Consider the following 14,664-nt stretch of genomic DNA (forward strand, 5'->3'; position numbering starts at 1 on the left):
TTTATTATTCCTCCCATCCTATGTTTTCTTTTAGGTAAATACCCAGCTCCCGGAGCCTAAGTTCATGATCTGCTGCGGTATCAGTTTCGCCGAAAATAAGGGCATTCTTGTTAAATACCCCGGTGATATACGCCTCGGCTGTAATGTTCTCTGCCTCGCTTCCGTCGCCGGTGTCAATATTGTCCGTTAAAATACAGTCTGCCTTCTCCGTCCCGTCGGACGCGGATTTGTCAACCAGCTTTGCTGCTCCTGTGGCTGTAACAGTTCCAAGCACCGTGCCACGCAGAATTGTTCCCTGATTCTTTTCCAAGGTAATTCCTGTTGTAAGTATAGGTATTTCATGCCCTGCAATCAGGTTGTCCGGCGTTGTTTGGCCTATTTTCCCATATAAGTTTTCCACTATTTAATTCCCCTCCTTTTGTTTATGGCGTTGGCCGTACCTTCTGCGGCCTTGTCCTCCGCTTCCTTTTTCCCCTGCTCCGTCTGCTGTGTATTTGGCTGCGCTGTCACGTCACCAGCTCCGGAATCTTTTGCATCCTTCAGGGCATTATTGAGGTACTGCTGCCCTTTCCCGGCATCATCCTGCAATGCTTTAAATGCCAGTTCCCTCGCGTCAATAGGTTCCTCAAATTTTGCTTTGTTGACTAATTCGGGAACCATATTTTTTGCTATTTTCTCAATGTCCTGAATCCTTTGTCTCTCGTTTTTCGCGCCTTCCTCCCTGGCTGCATCCTCAACCTGTTTTACCATGTCGGGGTATGTGTTTTTAAGCTCTTCAATGTTTTTTGGAGGCATAAGATCATTCCCTTCTGAATTATTCGTTTTATTTGCATCAGGGTTCGGCTTGGGAGCTTCCTCCTGCTTTGCACTAAGCTTTACATCTGGTAACTCAAAAAATTTCTTAATTGACTCATTGGCTGAATTCTGGATTGCAAGTATGCGCCTATAACCTAGATTCATTACTTCCTCCGCCGGAGATGCTTGCTGCTTGTCGCCATAAAGCATATCCGTGGCAAACCCTTCTTTTACTGCTGTTCTGGCACTCATATAGGTTTCATCATCCATCATAGCGGATATCTTCGCTCTGGATCTGCCAGTGCCGAGCTGATAAGCGTTTATGATGGTCTCTTTGATTTCGTCAAGTACATCCGCCGCTTTGCGCAAATCCGAGGCATAGCCGTATACCTCAGTTAACGGATTATGCATCATAAATATATCCACAGGCCCCATAAATCTCTCATCGCCTACCATATACGGGATTGTTGCTGCACTCATTACCTTGCTGTCAGATTTGGTTATGATTTTGGCTCCCGTCTTTTTATGCTCCATTAAGGCGTTATACATACCAGCTGCTGCAAAAACACTTCCTCCATAACTATTGATCCATACGGTTATGTTCTTACCCTTATATTGTGCAAGCTCTTCACGGAATGCATTGGGCAAAGCAGCCGATATGCCAAACCATTCGTAAAGCCATGCGTAGTCATCATCAGTGATTTCTCCTTCAATCCTTAATTCAATTTCTTCCTCTCCCTGGTCAGCTGCAATATTTTTAAAGCTCCAAAATTTAGGCATCGTCTTTTTCTCCTTTCATCATATCTTTAACCACGTATTCCGCAATTTTGTTTATTATCGCGGCGGATAAACTGTTTTCGGTTTGCATTCTTCCTTCCCCGCTTTGCTCTCCGTTTTCCCGCATCTGGTTTAACAGGCTGTTTTCTCTCAACACCTGAATAATGTTTTTATCCCAGTCCCCCCCGGTCAGTTCAATGGTTTCCTTCTCGCGAGTGGAAATCCCCTCGTTTATTCTCATAATCGCCGCTGTAACTTCTTTTACAGGGTCAATTTGCCCAGGTGCCGGACCGTTCCAGTCTGCTTTGCACCACGCCTCCCTTCTTGACGGGTCGTTAAAAAAGCCGGGAGCTGCAATTCTTCCCCTCGCAACAGCTTCCGCAAGCCATATTTCATATACGGGCTGGCAAAAGTCATTTGCAAACCATGTCCGGCGCATTCTAAAGCCCTTCCATGCCTCCAAAAGAGCCGCCCGACTGGCTGAATACGAAGCCATAAACGATTTTGTAAGCAGCTCAAACGGTATTTCCAGAGCCGCACCTATGTATTTCGCCATTGCGGTCATAAATGCGTCAAACCCACTAGAGGGCCGGGATGGATCTCCGAATTCAACATCCTCTCCGGGGTTAAGCACATTTACACTCCCGGCTCCCATCTCATAAGAATTGGGATCTGTATCAACGAGATCTTCCTCGAGGATAGAGTTTGCAAGCGCAATTTCCGTACCGTTTTGAGGAAGCTCTTTTTTAATAAATACAGTGAAATATGCCTGCACAACCGCTGCCATTATTTCGGCCTCGGTATACCGGCTTATCTGCTTTAGAGCCTCTATTACCGGAGCCAGATACGGCACTCCCCGGTACTGCTCGCAACGTTCCTGCTCCATAAGGTGCAGTATGTTTGGATTGCCTGTAAGCTTGCCGAATTTCTCCACTCTTGTCCATTCTCTCTTATTTGTACCTATGTATGAATTGGGATATTGGTTGCATATGTAATACGCAGTTACCGCCCCGTTATCATCTATTTCAACACCGTTATATATCCGGTTCCCATTCTTGGCTTTTACATTGCTTCCCGTCTGATAGTCAGGGTTGTTTACCCTGTCGGCTTCGATAAGGTGTATTCTAAGTCCATACGGCATCCACACCGTAGGTTCTTCCTGCTTTATAAGGGCAAACCCGTCACCGTTCATTAACCAGGATACAAGGCCAAGCTGTTGAAGTTCATTGAAGTTATTCATGCGTGCGGAGTCACACCACACCTTCCCGCCCCACAATTCAAATTCTCTCTCCGTATTGGTCTCCCATTCGTCAGCCTGTTCCTTTGTTAGGCCAAGGTATGCGTAATCAATTCTACTTTTAAGCTTCAGGCCCGGACCGACAACATTAGTCCTGTTTGCCTTAATGGCTGATGTGGCGAGCGGTGCCGACATCCATAAATCACGGGATCGCTGCCGGAGCATGTCAAGGTTGTAGTCTATATCCTCAAGAGGGGTTTTGCTGTTTGCAGTCCATCCCCTCATTGATTTTTTCACCCTGCTGGCCCCACCTTCAGAATATCCGGAATTTTTAAATGTCCCCCAGATATCTGATTTGATTTTCGCCAATTCCCTGCTGGCCTTGGCCTGTTCTATTCTTGCCCTAGCTTCAAGCTGTTTTGCTTTGGCTTCCTCAAGCCTCACCTTTGCAATATCCAATCTTCATCACCTGCCTTATAAATCTCTGGGTGTAATCCTGAAAACCTTACGTTTTCCCCTGTTTTGAATTTCCCGTATTTCATTCTTCCAGAACTTTACTTGTTCTCTTATCTGTGCAAGATCCGCCTTGTCAAGTCTTTTTGACCCCATCTGGTAGCTTTGCACCGTTGCAACTGCGATTTCGGCCTCAAGCCACACCTTGAGGTGTGCTTTTGCCTCTTCCAGCGTCCAAACCGACATATGTATCACCAACTTTTTAATTAATTTTTTATAAATTTGTACAGTTTTCTTAAAATTCCATCCCTTTTTTTACGCAGCCAGAGCGTTTTTGGGGCTTGTTTTGCTGTTTGCCTGCAGTGTTTTGTACTCTCGGCGGCAGGGCTTTTAACCGTTTTTCCAGCGCGTCAAAGTCCACGTTCAGGAATCTTTGTGCCGCAAGTGCATAGTTCCTGCAGTCAAGAGGCTCATTCCCGACATCCGTCCTCACCTTCTCCCATGCTAACTTTATTCTCCCGTCCTTTTTACGGGGCACCATCTTTTCAGAGAGCAGTCCCCTGAAATATTCTCTGTTGTATCCTCTCTTTTCGTCCTTGGGGAAATGGCAATACCTTGGTCCCACTTCCTGAATCTTAAGGCTGTACATTATGCTTGCCTTGCCTTCATCGACTCCAAGAATAAATAGCAGAGCTTTTTCCGCCTTTGTCCTTTTCGGAAGGTCTGTAAACGGTACACCCGCATTGCCTCTACCTTTTATTGCAAAAACTCTTTTGCTCTCATTTTTTTTGCAGAATTTATATATCTTCTTGGGGAAAGGCCCTCCCGAGTCCACGAAGGTTATTGCTGCAGTCAATCCCTTGCCATCGGCAAATCTCCATACCTGAGTTATTTTGTCTATGAGCCTTTCCTGAGTAGATTCTTCATCCGGACTTCCCCAAATATGGCCTTTTTCTATTCCCCAGCTTTCCTCAAATCTTCCCCACCCCACAATTTCATATTCAAACCTATCAATTTGGGTATCAACTCCGCATGTCAGGAGTAATACCCCGTCAGGCAAGTCCGCCTCATACTCCTCCCTGCGGTTTACCAGGAAGTCCTCGTCTTCAATGTCCCCTATGTCTTCCCACGACTCTCCCAGTACGGTGTTGGTGAACACTTTCAGTTTCTCAGGATCATCCTTAGATTCAAGGAATTCTTTTATTATGTCCTTCCACTTATACCACGGGGAAGAAAACGCATTTACTTTGAAGCTCCTTATCCCTTCCGCTTCAGGGTTATTTGCCTCCCACTTTGCAGGCTGCCTTTTCATTGTGTGTTCTGGGTATTCTTCCATGCACGCAGGGCAACGCCATTTTACTTCCAGTACTTCATATACGGTCCTGTTCTTGCGCTTGTACTTGTTGTATTTAAACCGAATATCCTTAAAAAGAATATAAAAAAAGCCCCCGCAGTGAGGACATTCAACTCTCCATTCCTCTTGGGTGCCCTTTTCGTATTCCTCTTCTATTCTGGAAGCCCCTTTTATGAGCGGGGTCGAAACATATATAAATTTCTTATTCCAGAAGGTGATCGCCCTTTTTTCAATCAGCATCAGGGGATCTCCTTCTTTTCCGGCACTGTCGCAGTACCCGTCAATTTCATCTGCCAGTATTATTCTTATGGGCCTTCCTGCCAGCTCACGGGGGGCATTTGCTCCAATCAGTGTCAGGAAACCTCCGGGAAAGGTTTTCATCAATATCGTGTTGTCCGAGTCACGACTTTTTTCATCGGACACTTTTTGAGAAAGCACCTTAACATCCCGTATCATCGGTGCAAGCCTTCTTTTGGAGTAATCCTTTGCAAAATTCAGCGTAGGTTCAACTATGATCATGGGTCCAGGGTCTACATCAATGTAGTACCCTATAACGTTATTTATTATAGTGTTTTTCCCTATCTGGCTGGATGTCATAAACACAGTCTTTTGAATTTTTGGGTCGCATACGGAGTCCATCATTTCCCGCTGGTACGGTGCCCTGTCAACATGGTATTTGCCGGGTTCTCCGGCATACTCTCTGGATAACACCATGTTTTCTTCTGCCCATTCGCTGATTTTTAAGTCAGGTGGTGGGGCAAGTAATTTATATGCTCGCCTAAGTATCTTAGTTTCCGACCTCAAATCCCTCACCCTCTATAAATTGCGCCGGGTCATACTCCGATAGTTCCGTAAGCACCTCCCGTAATTCATTGTTTAATACATCATATATCTCACTGCTTTCCCCTATATTCGTCAGTTTTGGAGCTAGTTTCTGCGGTATAGACAGTATTTTGTTCCGAATTCCCACATTCATTTCCGACATAACCCGTTCAACAATATATGCATCAAGCAGCTCGGCTTTCATTTTCGCCAGTGTCAGTTCTGCCATCTGACGTTTAATTCTTTCATGGGCCGTCTTTTCGCTGTGATAATCGCCCGATGCAACGTTTTTTCCGAACGCCTTTTCCTGAAGGTATTTAACATACGCCTGCACAGTAGGAACAAGATCGTACTTGCCCCTCTCCGCTCTTGTTATTATGCCATCCTTAGTAAGGTTGTTAATAGTCCGTTCGGTTACATTAAAAAGCTTTGCAATTACCGAGGTACTGTATAGGGCTCCGTTTGCCATAGTCACTCACCCGCTGTCAGTGTTATTTTTCCATCTATCTCTTTCCCGCAGTGTGGGCATATGAATACCGAGTCATTTTTCTTTTTCTTAACGTTGGAGGATGGTTCTTTTTTCTCTGGAGGTTCAAGAAGCTTTTTTATCTCTCCTTCGGACAATCCAATTACCCCAATATCATAATCCAAACTGTTTAATTCCCCCAGTTCAATCCTAAGTAACTCTTCATCCCATCCGGCCTGCTCGGCAAGTTTGTTGTCGGCTATTATGTATGCTTTTTTCTGAGCTTTTGTCATGTAGCCAATCCGGATGCACGGCACCCTATCCATTTTAAGCAGTCCTGCTGCTATCACTCTGCCGTGTCCGGCGATTATGCTGTTATCATTGTCAATAAGCACCGGGTTAGTGAAACCAAATTCTTTTATTGAGTCTGCAATCTTCTGCAATTGGCTTTCCGAATGAGTGCGGGAATTTCTCTCATACGGTTTAAGCATAGAAATGTCAATAAGCTCAATATTACCGGGCATTTTAGTCATGTTGCAAACCTCCTTTTTTATGTAAAGTGATCGGAAACGAAACTAAATTTTTGAGTTTGTATCTAGGCCTTTCTTGGGGTTCGCCAGCACCGCAAGGCTTCCCAAACTCTGGAAGTACCTACCAGTTAGATTGACAAGTGGTGCCGAACGCCTATGTATGGTATACATCGTTCCCAATCCTTCTTATGCAGCTTCTAGGTGCCAGCCTGCCGCTTCCAGCTTCTTAGTCCTCCGCTTCAATCCAAGCTTCGTGTAACATTCTGCAAGCACTTCCTTGGTGTTATGCGCTGCCACGATAATGTATGGGCCGCTTCTGTATCGAAATACATATGCCGTCTTATCTTCTGGTTTTTGTGGCCTCGGCGGTGGGTAAAAGTCCCTGCTTTGAATATCTTTAATTTTCATATGTGCCTCCAATTTTAAATATAAAAAAACCGTCTCAGGTTTATTAATTCTGGACAGTTCTCATAATTGTTAAAAATAATAAGCCCCCGGTTTTATCCGAAGGCCGAAAGGAGAACTTAATTTGAATTCTGGCAGGTTAAGTTGGTTCATTGCTTATTTATCCTCCAAGAATTCTGGGTTCTCGTAGATATTACCGATAACCTCATAATATTCAATCCTTGTAGCGTGGTCTATTACCCCCTTATGGGAAAGAGACTCAATGTAGAATCCGTAGGCTACCTCATTGTTATATATGCGATTGTTATTTGCCTTATAGTTGCCAAACCGAACTACATATATGTTTGTATCATCTTTTACTATGTCGTTCTCAAATATTGTCTTACGATTGTAACTCTCAATTCCAGTGCTTCGGGTCCATTCGTAGTCAATTAGAAAACGCTCATAGAAATTTATATCATCTTTATGTTGTGCCATATAGAAATCGCCAACACCACTTAAGGAACCAGCATAAAACATACGCTTGTTTTTCTTATCCCATGCTCTAAATGCTAAATTATGCATAATATAACCTCCAAACTAAATTATGGTTTACTATACCACAGTTAAAGTTATTAATCCACAGTTAAAGTTTCAAACCCAAAATAATAAGCCCTCAGTTTTATCCGAAGGCCGAAAGGAGAACTTAACATGAATTTTCATCTTAATAATAACACAGGAATACCGCGACAATCAACGACACTTTTTATTTTTCTGCCAATTACTGAATTTACGCTGTGCTGTCCTGTAATTTATCCCAAGCTCCGCTTCTATCTGCTCCCATGTCATCCCATTGATATACCTGCATTGCAATATCATTCTTACCTCACTATCGTCTACCCCCGCTATGTACTCATTAGCAGCCTCAACCTTATCCATAAGCTCCGCAAGCCTTCTGGTTAATTGTTTCTTGAGCCTGCTTACTTTCTTGATATACCCTCCGTCCGTCATTCCGGTTACTTTTATAACGTGTTCTATATATGGGAATTCAGGATAAGACCCGGTTACGGAGTCGGTAACAGGATCTGTTAATTCCCTTCCCCAGCACCCGTCTATTTGTTTTTTAAGCAGCTCTATTTCTTTCTTTAAACTATGAATCTGTCGTAAATCCTTTGTCTTATCCATACGGCCTCCTTATCCTGTAGCCTTTGCCCTTTCAACCCGCTTCATTTTGGCATACCTTCTTGCATATACCCCCTTGTGACCCATGAGGTATTTATGTATTATATTTGCTCTCCCGCTACTCTGCAGGAAATTAATATGCTCCTCGACCTGCTCTACATCTCTCCCGAGGAACAATGCTGTTTGCTTGGGTGTTGCCTTATCCTCTACCATTAGCTGTAAGATTAAGATATCTGTGTCGATGGTGAAGGGTCGGAGCAGCGAAGGATCAATTTCTTTTTCTTTGGGTTTCTTTGTACTGCTTTTGTTTTTCATTGGCTTTCCTCCTCATGCTTACTCCATATCTTTAGCACCCATTCTGGTGCTTCAACAAATTCAAATTCCCCCGGCCTGACACCAGGATATTCCCCGTTATCACAAAGTCCACTTATCGCTCCGCGCCGGTTTGATATTGCTTGATATATCATGCCTGCCTTGAGGACAGTTCCGGGCTTTGCAAAGATTATAAGTTCTGGCCTGACATTCTGTTTCATGCGGATTCTAATATCTCCGCCCTGAGTATTGCTGTTTGCTTTCATATGCCTTTCGCCTCCATTTCTTCCGCCCACCTGCATCATAACTGTATTAAGCGGATTGCCAGTTTTTCGCCATCTTGACAGGCCCCGGCAAACATAAAAGAATTGTTAAAAACTGCATTAATTCCGCCGTTTTCTTCTCTGGCTGTACCTGTAAATTCAAAACCTTTCTGCGCCAAAAATTCACGGCAAAAGACAGTTAAATTTTCAATATTTCTGTCTATTTTAAGCTCCCAAAGTCTCGCAATTTTCCCCGGCTTAAGTTTAGGGCAGGACGATACAAATTGTTCATATCCAGTCATATATCCTCCATTTCTTCCGCGCACTTGCTGCACAGATCGTCTTCTACCCAGTAACAGCCCCCTTCGCATGGCGTATTCCAAGTGCAACCGCATACTCGGCACTTCCCTTCCTCTGCCTCGCTCCCGTATTCTTCCGCTTCTAAGTCTACCAGTGCTGGCTCCGCCTCTTCTCTTGTCAGATAGAAGCTTCCTGGCTCATAATCATTACAACCGCGTTCATCATAAGTGGTGTAGAATTCCTTGTCGCCCTCTTTGACGTACCCGGAGAGCTTTGCTTCCTCGATGCCTGATTCAATTGTGCCGTCAACATCTTTATATTTGTACGGCACAAAGATAGTCCCTCCAATCGGCACCGGCAGCAGTATGATCCTACCTTCCTCTTTGGCTTTGGCAAGTTCCTGCACCTGCTCAAGCGTCACCCCGTAGCTGCTTTGCATTGCCCTGCTAAGAATCTTTTTTAATTCTTCGTCCGGCACGTTCTCCCACTTGTTTAATGTATAATTGTTTCTGACATATCGTATCTCTTCCGGAGTCAGCCCGGTGTCTTTGTATTCTTTCAGAGCCTCTTTAAGTTTTTCGCATGCCACATAAAGTCGGCAAGTTATATCTAAAGGACTTTCGTTTTTGTTTGTACGCTCCATTACATCTCCCCCTTTATGATCCCGCTTCCGTTTTCCCGCTTCCCGCTCTTGTCCCGGAAAGCTTCTGTTATCTTGGCAATAGTCGCAGCTCCAATACCTTTTATGTCTTTAATTCTCAGCATCATATCTTCGTATTCATATTTTTTGGCGGCTATTGCTGCATCATGAACAGCGGTGTCTACCGTAGCACTTGCCTTTTTACTGCTCTGGCGTATTCCTTCCTGTACACCGCTGTCAAAGGTGCCATTGATAAATTCGCATATCTGCCCATCGGTCATTTTGCGGAGCTTAACAGCCGTTTCATGCGCCTGCCGCTCGGCCTCTGTCTTTCTGCAGTTCCTCTTTTTCATGGTTACCCTCCATCTTCAGTGTTGTTTTTGTTGGTGCAAAGCACGCCATTTCTTTTGGTGCTGCTTTTTCCGGGCTATTCTGCACGGCCCACAAATTTTATTCTGCTCCTGCTCAAAAAAGGTGCCTCCGCAACGCACACAGTATTGAGGTTTAATTCTCTCAAACTCAGTACATTCATCGCAATTTGCACAGCCTGCGGTGCAGCCTTTAATGTCATGCCATTTCATACACATGTGCCGCTGCCAGTATGGTTCATATCCAAGCTGGTTACGCCTGATTAGCAGCAACTCAGCGAATCTCGCCAAATCCTTTTTTACAGGGACACGCCGTCTGGCTTCAAATGTCGTTAACTCCGGCTTGCCGGTTCCCCAAGGACCATTACCAAGCATCTTGCGTACCTTGTCGGTATCCTCGGTGCGGTAGAAGTCAAATACCCTGCCCCGGACGGCCTTTTCTGATTTCCCGAGAGCTTCACCTATTGCCCCATAGCTGCAACCAGCACGAATCATATCTGCAAGAGTTTGAAAATGCTTATCTTCCCACGACTTGTGATTATCTGCTTTTAAAGGCCTCTCTTTTAGCTTCAGGTCGCATATCCGGCGTTGGATTGCTCCGGATGAACGTCCCAGCATCCTTGAAAGTTCCGCATGCCCATATTTGAATTGCTTGAGGTAGTCTTTCAGGCGAGCATCTTCCTCGGGAGTCCACGGATCTTTTCTTTGGATGGCATGGGCCTGAAAGTCCCTCTTCCTCTGTTCGGCTACCCATGCTGGTTCCTTGCCGAGTATGAGAGGCTCCATTTTTGAAAAATCTATGAAGCCCCTATTTTTTTCGGCCCATTTCCAAAACTCGTCTATGTAAACAACCCGCCAAGTGCATTGATTATTGCGCTTATCATGTACAGGGAGTCCTCTGTTTTTTACCCAGCTTTTCATCTTGTATGAGTAGCTGGCCTTAGAGCCAGTCACCGCCTGAAGGAGCTGATTTAAAGTGATGTATTCCCCGCTTTCTAAAAAGGCCGATAACCCCAGTCGTTGGACGTGCATCATTATGGCGTTCTGTGAGCGGTCCAGTTTTTTCATAAGGCTGGGTACAGACATGCGTCCCCAGTTATCCGAGAGGTAGGCCTCCTCTTCGTATGTCCAGTTACGCTTCAATCCCATTTACTCACCCTCAGTGTTATCATTTTTCTCAAGCAGCTCGTGGGTTCCATCGCGCATGGCCCGCTCCTCATCGGATAATTCGTAACCGAATTTTTCGAGGAAGTCATAGACCGTGTTAAGCTCCTCATCCTCTTCGTATTGATTAAAATAGTTGTAGTATTTATAGTGAGGAGAGTCAAATGCTGTGTATACGGCAATAAGCAGGCTGCGCTCCGGCTGAGTCTTTACCTGTTCGGCAATGCTTTCAAAGCTCCATTCGCCATATTCCCCCGTTTCAACCTTAATGTTAAGGATATCGCCGAAATCCTCAGTATACTCGATGCAGTCCCGCATTATAGCCCTAAACAGGTATTCAATTATGATTGCCGTGTTCTTTTTTGCTTTTGTGCTTGAAATTTCTTTGACGAAAGTCCGTCTGAGCTGATATGCCCTCTTTGTTATTTCGCCCAATGCAGTACTCCGCTGTTGCCGTTCTTTATATTTTTCATTCTCATATTTTTCATCCTCGGCTTCTGTGCTGGATGCACTGGCCGCTGTCTGTGATCCTTTTTTGTAGAGCGTGATGTAACCGTGTTTTGATGCCTCAAAAAAGTATTCCACGGTGTCGGTATCATCGGGGGCAGTAACTTCGGGGTTGTTGCCGGCAGAGGTGTAATAGGTTTTTACCTGCTGTAGCCCTGCGCTGTTATTGACCTGTGTTGCGAATTTTTCTAATTGGGATATTGTTAGTGCAATATTCGCTTCTCTTTTTTCTCCGTCTACTGCTTGCTGAAGTTCCCATTTGAAATTGGGCGTCCCGATTTTGTCAAGGACTTTATTTTTTAGGTCAACATCTTGGATCTTATCCAATTCCGCGTAGTCCATCAGGGTAGCTCCTCGCTCGACCGATGCCTTGAGCTTGTCACTGTCCAGTTCCAGCAGCTTGACACGGCGGCGGACGGTCGAGTAGGAAAACCCTGTTTTTTGAGATATGTCGTTAACCGTTTCCCCGAGGTCAAGCATTAACTGCATGCCTTGGGCCTGCTCCCAAATTGTAAGGTCATTCCGCTGCATGTTCTCAAGGAGCATCGTCGCGACCTGATCCTTTTCATCCATGTCGGCTATGACACAGGGGACTTCCGTCAGTCCTGCCAGCTTTGCTGCGGCAAGGCGGCGGTGTCCGATTATTGCGGTATAGGTACCCGCTTCCGGACGCGGAACTACCGTTAAGTTTTGCAGTATGCCCTTACCCTTTATGCTTTCCGCAAGCTCGTAAAGATCCCCTAAGTCTTTGCGGGGATTATTCGGATGCGGGTAAATTTTGTTTATGTCTATAGATTCAATCATCTAAAAGCTCCTTTCATATTTTTCCGTTCTTTGAAATACATCATTCCTCGGATTCTCCATCGTACCAGTCTGCATCCTCGGAATAGTCGCAGATGCTGCATCTCAAGATATAGCTTTCATGCTCCCCTGTATCATCCCAATCCGGCACGATGCTTTCAAGGTAAAGGCTCCCTTCACATTCAGGGCATGGTCCAAAATAACTAATATAAACTCCTCCTTCCGACTCGATTTTTAGGATGCTATATCTATTTCATCCGAATCCGGATCAAAGTCTGGCTCCGCTTCTATCCAAGTGTCATCCTTCAGTACCAGCCTATCTACCCTGTCAAAGATGCAGGGCCTTGTATCAAGCAGCTCTTCCGTTGTCTGTAGTACGTCGAAGAGGGAGGGCTGACCGTTTCTTTTCGCTATTTGGAGTTTCTGTATCTCCGCCGCCATGCCCTTACGCATTATGGCCTCCCATTGCTTTTGATGGGTACGGCGTAACATTGCCATATGGTTATTTTGGAATAAGAGGTCTGTACCACATCCCATGCAGCCATTGCGCTTAATTTTGTGAAATTTGCCGTCTGCATCCGTCCAGCCCATGTCATACAAAGTTGAGTAAGGCACATTGAACCGGTGAATGTATTTCCATATATCATCATCCGTCCAAATGCTTATAGGATTACAATGCCAGAACGGATCGCCTGACTTTTCAAGGTGCGGCCTGCTGGATTTGAACAGGTACCCTCTTGATATGAAATTTGTCTGCCGGGAGCGGGATTCAGCCGCCATTAAACCTTTGAATATTACATCAACGTCATAGTCTGCCTGTACTTTTTCGCTTGGCTCTTTTTTCAGGATATCGCAGCAGGCCTGTGAGATTTTGACCTCACTAAGAATCTCATAGTATGCAAGAAGCTTTGCGTCCTCGCTCTGGCTTTTTGAATACCGGAGGAAGCAGTCTATATTTATGCGGTGGGCTTTGAGTCTTGAAAATGCTTTGCCTAATAGCGGCCAGCCGTATTGATCAGTACACCACCAGTATGATTTTGTTGTGCCTTCGGGCCAGATAAGCCGCTCCCGCTCAAACTTCTCCTGCAGGTGCGGCGGACACATGGCCTCCAGCGTCGCCGTGCTTTTAAGCTTCCCATCCTCTTTCAATATCCAGTTAAGTTGCTTTTGGTTTATGACATGCTGAAGGATCTCTTGCTGGGCTTTGTATTTATAGCACGGGCATTCTGTTTTAAGTGGTGTGGCTTCGCAGAAGTTACACTTCCAGTCCTTTGGTAGTTGGCGTGAGAACTTAAGGCATTCCGGATACTCTATCCCGGTGTTTCCGTATATGACTACAAGGCGATCAACCGTCTCAGGGAAGTGCGTCCTTATTATGTGCCATAATACCGTGCTGTCCTTGCCACCGCTGAAGGCAAGAGCGCACCTGTGCCTGCATACTTTTAGTGCTGCTGCTATGGCTTTAACTGCTTCAGCTATTTTGTAATCCAGATCCTTGTTTTGTTCTATTGTAAGATCTTCATAGCTTATGTACATTACGCTGCCCCCTCCTTGAATACCGCCGTGATTCTCCGACTCTTGCGGTATACGTTTATTGCTGTCGGCTTTCCGTAGCTTTCCGCAATAACATCCAGCCTCTCAAGCCACTGGAATATTCGTTCTTCTCTTTCTTCCTCTGTGTAAAAAAGTTCAATTTCCATGTTTACCTCCGCGCTTTGAATCAGGCCTCAAGCTTATACTTGGTGGTCTGTACCCGCTCGATGTTGATTTTGCCTTTAGCCGAAACTGATATCTTGGCCTTTGTTATCCCGTCTATCTGGATAGCCCCCCCCTTGATAATGTCATTTGAGATTAATTCAATAAGCCCATTCAGGAGATTATGTATTTCCTCTTTTGCTATAGGCTCAAACCCCACTTTCTTGGCATCTGTCCCGAAGAGCTGCTGTACCCGCTCCTTTGCCCTCTCTATTTCCCGCTTCCGTCCTACTTCTCTTTTTGCCCACGAACAAGAGCAAAGGCTTGTTGCCAGTGCTGTTTTTTCTTCCTCTGTAGCATCTTCGGGATAGTTGGCTATTATTGCTTCGCTGCAGTATCGGCAGCGTCCAAGTTTAGTCATTGTTATCACCCGCTTCCCGATTAGCCTCTTCAAGTGCAGCTTCCTCCATTAGCTCGTATGCATCGTTGGTACCTTGCGCAAAGTCTTCGCAGTTTCCGTATTCATTGAAATGTACAACATCCCCGTTAAGATTTATCATGCAGCTATCTTCAAGATAGTTGATGCAGTCCGAGTTCCTGCAATGTATGAACAT

General features: G+C 45.1%; 21 protein-coding genes. All 21 read right to left on the bottom strand.

The window, feature by feature from the left end:
• Window positions 1-4: 4 nt before the first annotated feature.
• The 21 genes from DFR58_RS00440 to DFR58_RS00535 all read right to left on the bottom strand — a co-directional run bounded on the left by DFR58_RS00440 (window position 5) and on the right by DFR58_RS00535 (window position 14,664).
• Complete coding sequence (locus DFR58_RS00440; protein ID WP_242987339.1) at window positions 5-400, bottom strand: head decoration protein; 396 nt, start codon at window positions 398-400, stop codon at window positions 5-7.
• The gene (locus DFR58_RS00445; RefSeq protein WP_114295842.1) at window positions 400-1,575 is read right to left on the bottom strand and encodes a head maturation protease, ClpP-related; all 1,176 of its coding nucleotides are present in this window, start codon (window positions 1,573-1,575) and stop codon (window positions 400-402) included. The genes DFR58_RS00440 and DFR58_RS00445 overlap by 1 nt, the downstream gene beginning before the upstream one ends.
• Entirely contained in the window at window positions 1,568-3,268 is a 1,701-nt protein-coding gene (locus DFR58_RS00450) for a phage portal protein (RefSeq protein ID WP_242987340.1), read from the bottom strand. Before DFR58_RS00450 ends, DFR58_RS00445 begins: the two co-directional genes overlap by 8 nt.
• 15 nt (window positions 3,269-3,283) lie before the next feature.
• Window positions 3,284-3,508 carry a DUF6148 family protein gene (locus DFR58_RS00455; protein WP_114295843.1) on the bottom strand — a complete coding sequence of 75 codons (225 nt, stop codon included), beginning with the start codon at window positions 3,506-3,508 and terminating at the stop codon, window positions 3,284-3,286.
• Window positions 3,509-3,557: 49 nt separating this feature from the next.
• Entirely contained in the window at window positions 3,558-5,420 is a 1,863-nt protein-coding gene (locus DFR58_RS00460; RefSeq protein WP_242987341.1) for a phage terminase large subunit family protein, read from the bottom strand.
• On the bottom strand, window positions 5,404-5,907 hold the full coding sequence (locus DFR58_RS00465) for a hypothetical protein (RefSeq protein WP_114295844.1): 504 nt from the start codon (window positions 5,905-5,907) through the stop codon (window positions 5,404-5,406). The genes DFR58_RS00460 and DFR58_RS00465 overlap by 17 nt, the downstream gene beginning before the upstream one ends.
• Before the next feature lie 2 nt (window positions 5,908-5,909).
• Window positions 5,910-6,437, bottom strand: coding sequence for a ParB/Srx family N-terminal domain-containing protein (locus tag DFR58_RS00470; protein ID WP_114295845.1), 528 nt, complete (start codon window positions 6,435-6,437; stop codon window positions 5,910-5,912).
• 183 nt (window positions 6,438-6,620) lie between these two features.
• Entirely contained in the window at window positions 6,621-6,842 is a 222-nt protein-coding gene (locus tag DFR58_RS00475) for a hypothetical protein (protein WP_114295846.1), read from the bottom strand.
• 153 nt (window positions 6,843-6,995) lie between these two features.
• Window positions 6,996-7,403 (bottom strand): YopX family protein, encoded by a 408-nt coding sequence (locus DFR58_RS00480; protein ID WP_114295847.1) that lies wholly within the window; start codon window positions 7,401-7,403, stop codon window positions 6,996-6,998.
• A gap of 168 nt (window positions 7,404-7,571) precedes the next feature.
• Window positions 7,572-8,003, bottom strand: a complete 432-nt coding sequence (locus tag DFR58_RS00485) for an RNA polymerase subunit sigma-24 (protein ID WP_114295848.1) — start codon at window positions 8,001-8,003, stop codon at window positions 7,572-7,574.
• Window positions 8,004-8,012: 9 nt separating this feature from the next.
• Complete coding sequence (locus tag DFR58_RS00490) at window positions 8,013-8,315, bottom strand: hypothetical protein (RefSeq protein ID WP_114295849.1); 303 nt, start codon at window positions 8,313-8,315, stop codon at window positions 8,013-8,015.
• Window positions 8,312-8,578, bottom strand: a complete 267-nt coding sequence (locus DFR58_RS00495; protein WP_147273126.1) for a hypothetical protein — start codon at window positions 8,576-8,578, stop codon at window positions 8,312-8,314. The genes DFR58_RS00490 and DFR58_RS00495 overlap by 4 nt, the downstream gene beginning before the upstream one ends.
• 35 nt (window positions 8,579-8,613) lie before the next feature.
• Window positions 8,614-8,877 (bottom strand): hypothetical protein, encoded by a 264-nt coding sequence (locus DFR58_RS00500; protein WP_114295851.1) that lies wholly within the window; start codon window positions 8,875-8,877, stop codon window positions 8,614-8,616.
• Window positions 8,874-9,518, bottom strand: coding sequence for a hypothetical protein (locus DFR58_RS00505; RefSeq protein WP_114295852.1), 645 nt, complete (start codon window positions 9,516-9,518; stop codon window positions 8,874-8,876). Before DFR58_RS00505 ends, DFR58_RS00500 begins: the two co-directional genes overlap by 4 nt.
• Window positions 9,518-9,868, bottom strand: a complete 351-nt coding sequence (locus DFR58_RS00510) for a hypothetical protein (RefSeq protein ID WP_114295853.1) — start codon at window positions 9,866-9,868, stop codon at window positions 9,518-9,520. Before DFR58_RS00510 ends, DFR58_RS00505 begins: the two co-directional genes overlap by 1 nt.
• A gap of 15 nt (window positions 9,869-9,883) precedes the next feature.
• Window positions 9,884-11,032 carry a hypothetical protein gene (locus DFR58_RS00515; protein WP_114295854.1) on the bottom strand — a complete coding sequence of 383 codons (1,149 nt, stop codon included), beginning with the start codon at window positions 11,030-11,032 and terminating at the stop codon, window positions 9,884-9,886.
• Window positions 11,033-12,358, bottom strand: coding sequence for a ParB/RepB/Spo0J family partition protein (locus DFR58_RS00520; protein ID WP_114295855.1), 1,326 nt, complete (start codon window positions 12,356-12,358; stop codon window positions 11,033-11,035).
• 231 nt (window positions 12,359-12,589) lie between these two features.
• Window positions 12,590-13,891, bottom strand: coding sequence for a phosphoadenosine phosphosulfate reductase family protein (locus tag DFR58_RS00525; protein WP_114295856.1), 1,302 nt, complete (start codon window positions 13,889-13,891; stop codon window positions 12,590-12,592).
• Window positions 13,891-14,055: a hypothetical protein gene (locus tag DFR58_RS21705; protein WP_170137974.1), complete on the bottom strand. Its 165-nt coding sequence runs from the start codon at window positions 14,053-14,055 to the stop codon at window positions 13,891-13,893. The genes DFR58_RS00525 and DFR58_RS21705 overlap by 1 nt, the downstream gene beginning before the upstream one ends.
• 20 nt (window positions 14,056-14,075) lie before the next feature.
• Window positions 14,076-14,471, bottom strand: coding sequence for a hypothetical protein (locus DFR58_RS00530; RefSeq protein WP_114295857.1), 396 nt, complete (start codon window positions 14,469-14,471; stop codon window positions 14,076-14,078).
• Window positions 14,464-14,664, bottom strand: a complete 201-nt coding sequence (locus DFR58_RS00535; RefSeq protein ID WP_114295858.1) for a hypothetical protein — start codon at window positions 14,662-14,664, stop codon at window positions 14,464-14,466. Before DFR58_RS00535 ends, DFR58_RS00530 begins: the two co-directional genes overlap by 8 nt.

Source organism: Anaerobacterium chartisolvens, assembly GCF_003337415.1.
GTDB classification, from domain to species: Bacteria; Bacillota; Clostridia; order Acetivibrionales; family DSM-27016; genus Anaerobacterium; species Anaerobacterium chartisolvens.

What these genes read in the sequence shown, in the direction of transcription:
- DFR58_RS00445 (WP_114295842.1), bottom strand. Translation starts at nt 1,575, where the DNA reads ATGCCTAAATTTTGGAGCTTTAAAAATATTGCAGCTGACCAGGGAGAG.
- DFR58_RS00455 (WP_114295843.1), bottom strand. Translation starts at nt 3,508, where the DNA reads ATGTCGGTTTGGACGCTGGAAGAGGCAAAAGCACACCTCAAGGTGTGG.
- DFR58_RS00465 (WP_114295844.1), bottom strand. Translation starts at nt 5,907, where the DNA reads ATGGCAAACGGAGCCCTATACAGTACCTCGGTAATTGCAAAGCTTTTT.
- DFR58_RS00470 (WP_114295845.1), bottom strand. Translation starts at nt 6,437, where the DNA reads ATGACTAAAATGCCCGGTAATATTGAGCTTATTGACATTTCTATGCTT.
- DFR58_RS00475 (WP_114295846.1), bottom strand. Translation starts at nt 6,842, where the DNA reads ATGAAAATTAAAGATATTCAAAGCAGGGACTTTTACCCACCGCCGAGG.
- DFR58_RS00480 (WP_114295847.1), bottom strand. Translation starts at nt 7,403, where the DNA reads ATGCATAATTTAGCATTTAGAGCATGGGATAAGAAAAACAAGCGTATG.
- DFR58_RS00485 (WP_114295848.1), bottom strand. Translation starts at nt 8,003, where the DNA reads ATGGATAAGACAAAGGATTTACGACAGATTCATAGTTTAAAGAAAGAA.
- DFR58_RS00490 (WP_114295849.1), bottom strand. Translation starts at nt 8,315, where the DNA reads ATGAAAAACAAAAGCAGTACAAAGAAACCCAAAGAAAAAGAAATTGAT.
- DFR58_RS00495 (WP_147273126.1), bottom strand. Translation starts at nt 8,578, where the DNA reads ATGAAAGCAAACAGCAATACTCAGGGCGGAGATATTAGAATCCGCATG.
- DFR58_RS00500 (WP_114295851.1), bottom strand. Translation starts at nt 8,877, where the DNA reads ATGACTGGATATGAACAATTTGTATCGTCCTGCCCTAAACTTAAGCCG.
- DFR58_RS00505 (WP_114295852.1), bottom strand. Translation starts at nt 9,518, where the DNA reads ATGGAGCGTACAAACAAAAACGAAAGTCCTTTAGATATAACTTGCCGA.
- DFR58_RS00510 (WP_114295853.1), bottom strand. Translation starts at nt 9,868, where the DNA reads ATGAAAAAGAGGAACTGCAGAAAGACAGAGGCCGAGCGGCAGGCGCAT.
- DFR58_RS00515 (WP_114295854.1), bottom strand. Translation starts at nt 11,032, where the DNA reads ATGGGATTGAAGCGTAACTGGACATACGAAGAGGAGGCCTACCTCTCG.
- DFR58_RS00520 (WP_114295855.1), bottom strand. Translation starts at nt 12,358, where the DNA reads ATGATTGAATCTATAGACATAAACAAAATTTACCCGCATCCGAATAAT.
- DFR58_RS00525 (WP_114295856.1), bottom strand. Translation starts at nt 13,891, where the DNA reads ATGTACATAAGCTATGAAGATCTTACAATAGAACAAAACAAGGATCTG.
- DFR58_RS21705 (WP_170137974.1), bottom strand. Translation starts at nt 14,055, where the DNA reads ATGGAAATTGAACTTTTTTACACAGAGGAAGAAAGAGAAGAACGAATA.
- DFR58_RS00530 (WP_114295857.1), bottom strand. Translation starts at nt 14,471, where the DNA reads ATGACTAAACTTGGACGCTGCCGATACTGCAGCGAAGCAATAATAGCC.
- DFR58_RS00535 (WP_114295858.1), bottom strand. Translation starts at nt 14,664, where the DNA reads ATGTTCATACATTGCAGGAACTCGGACTGCATCAACTATCTTGAAGAT.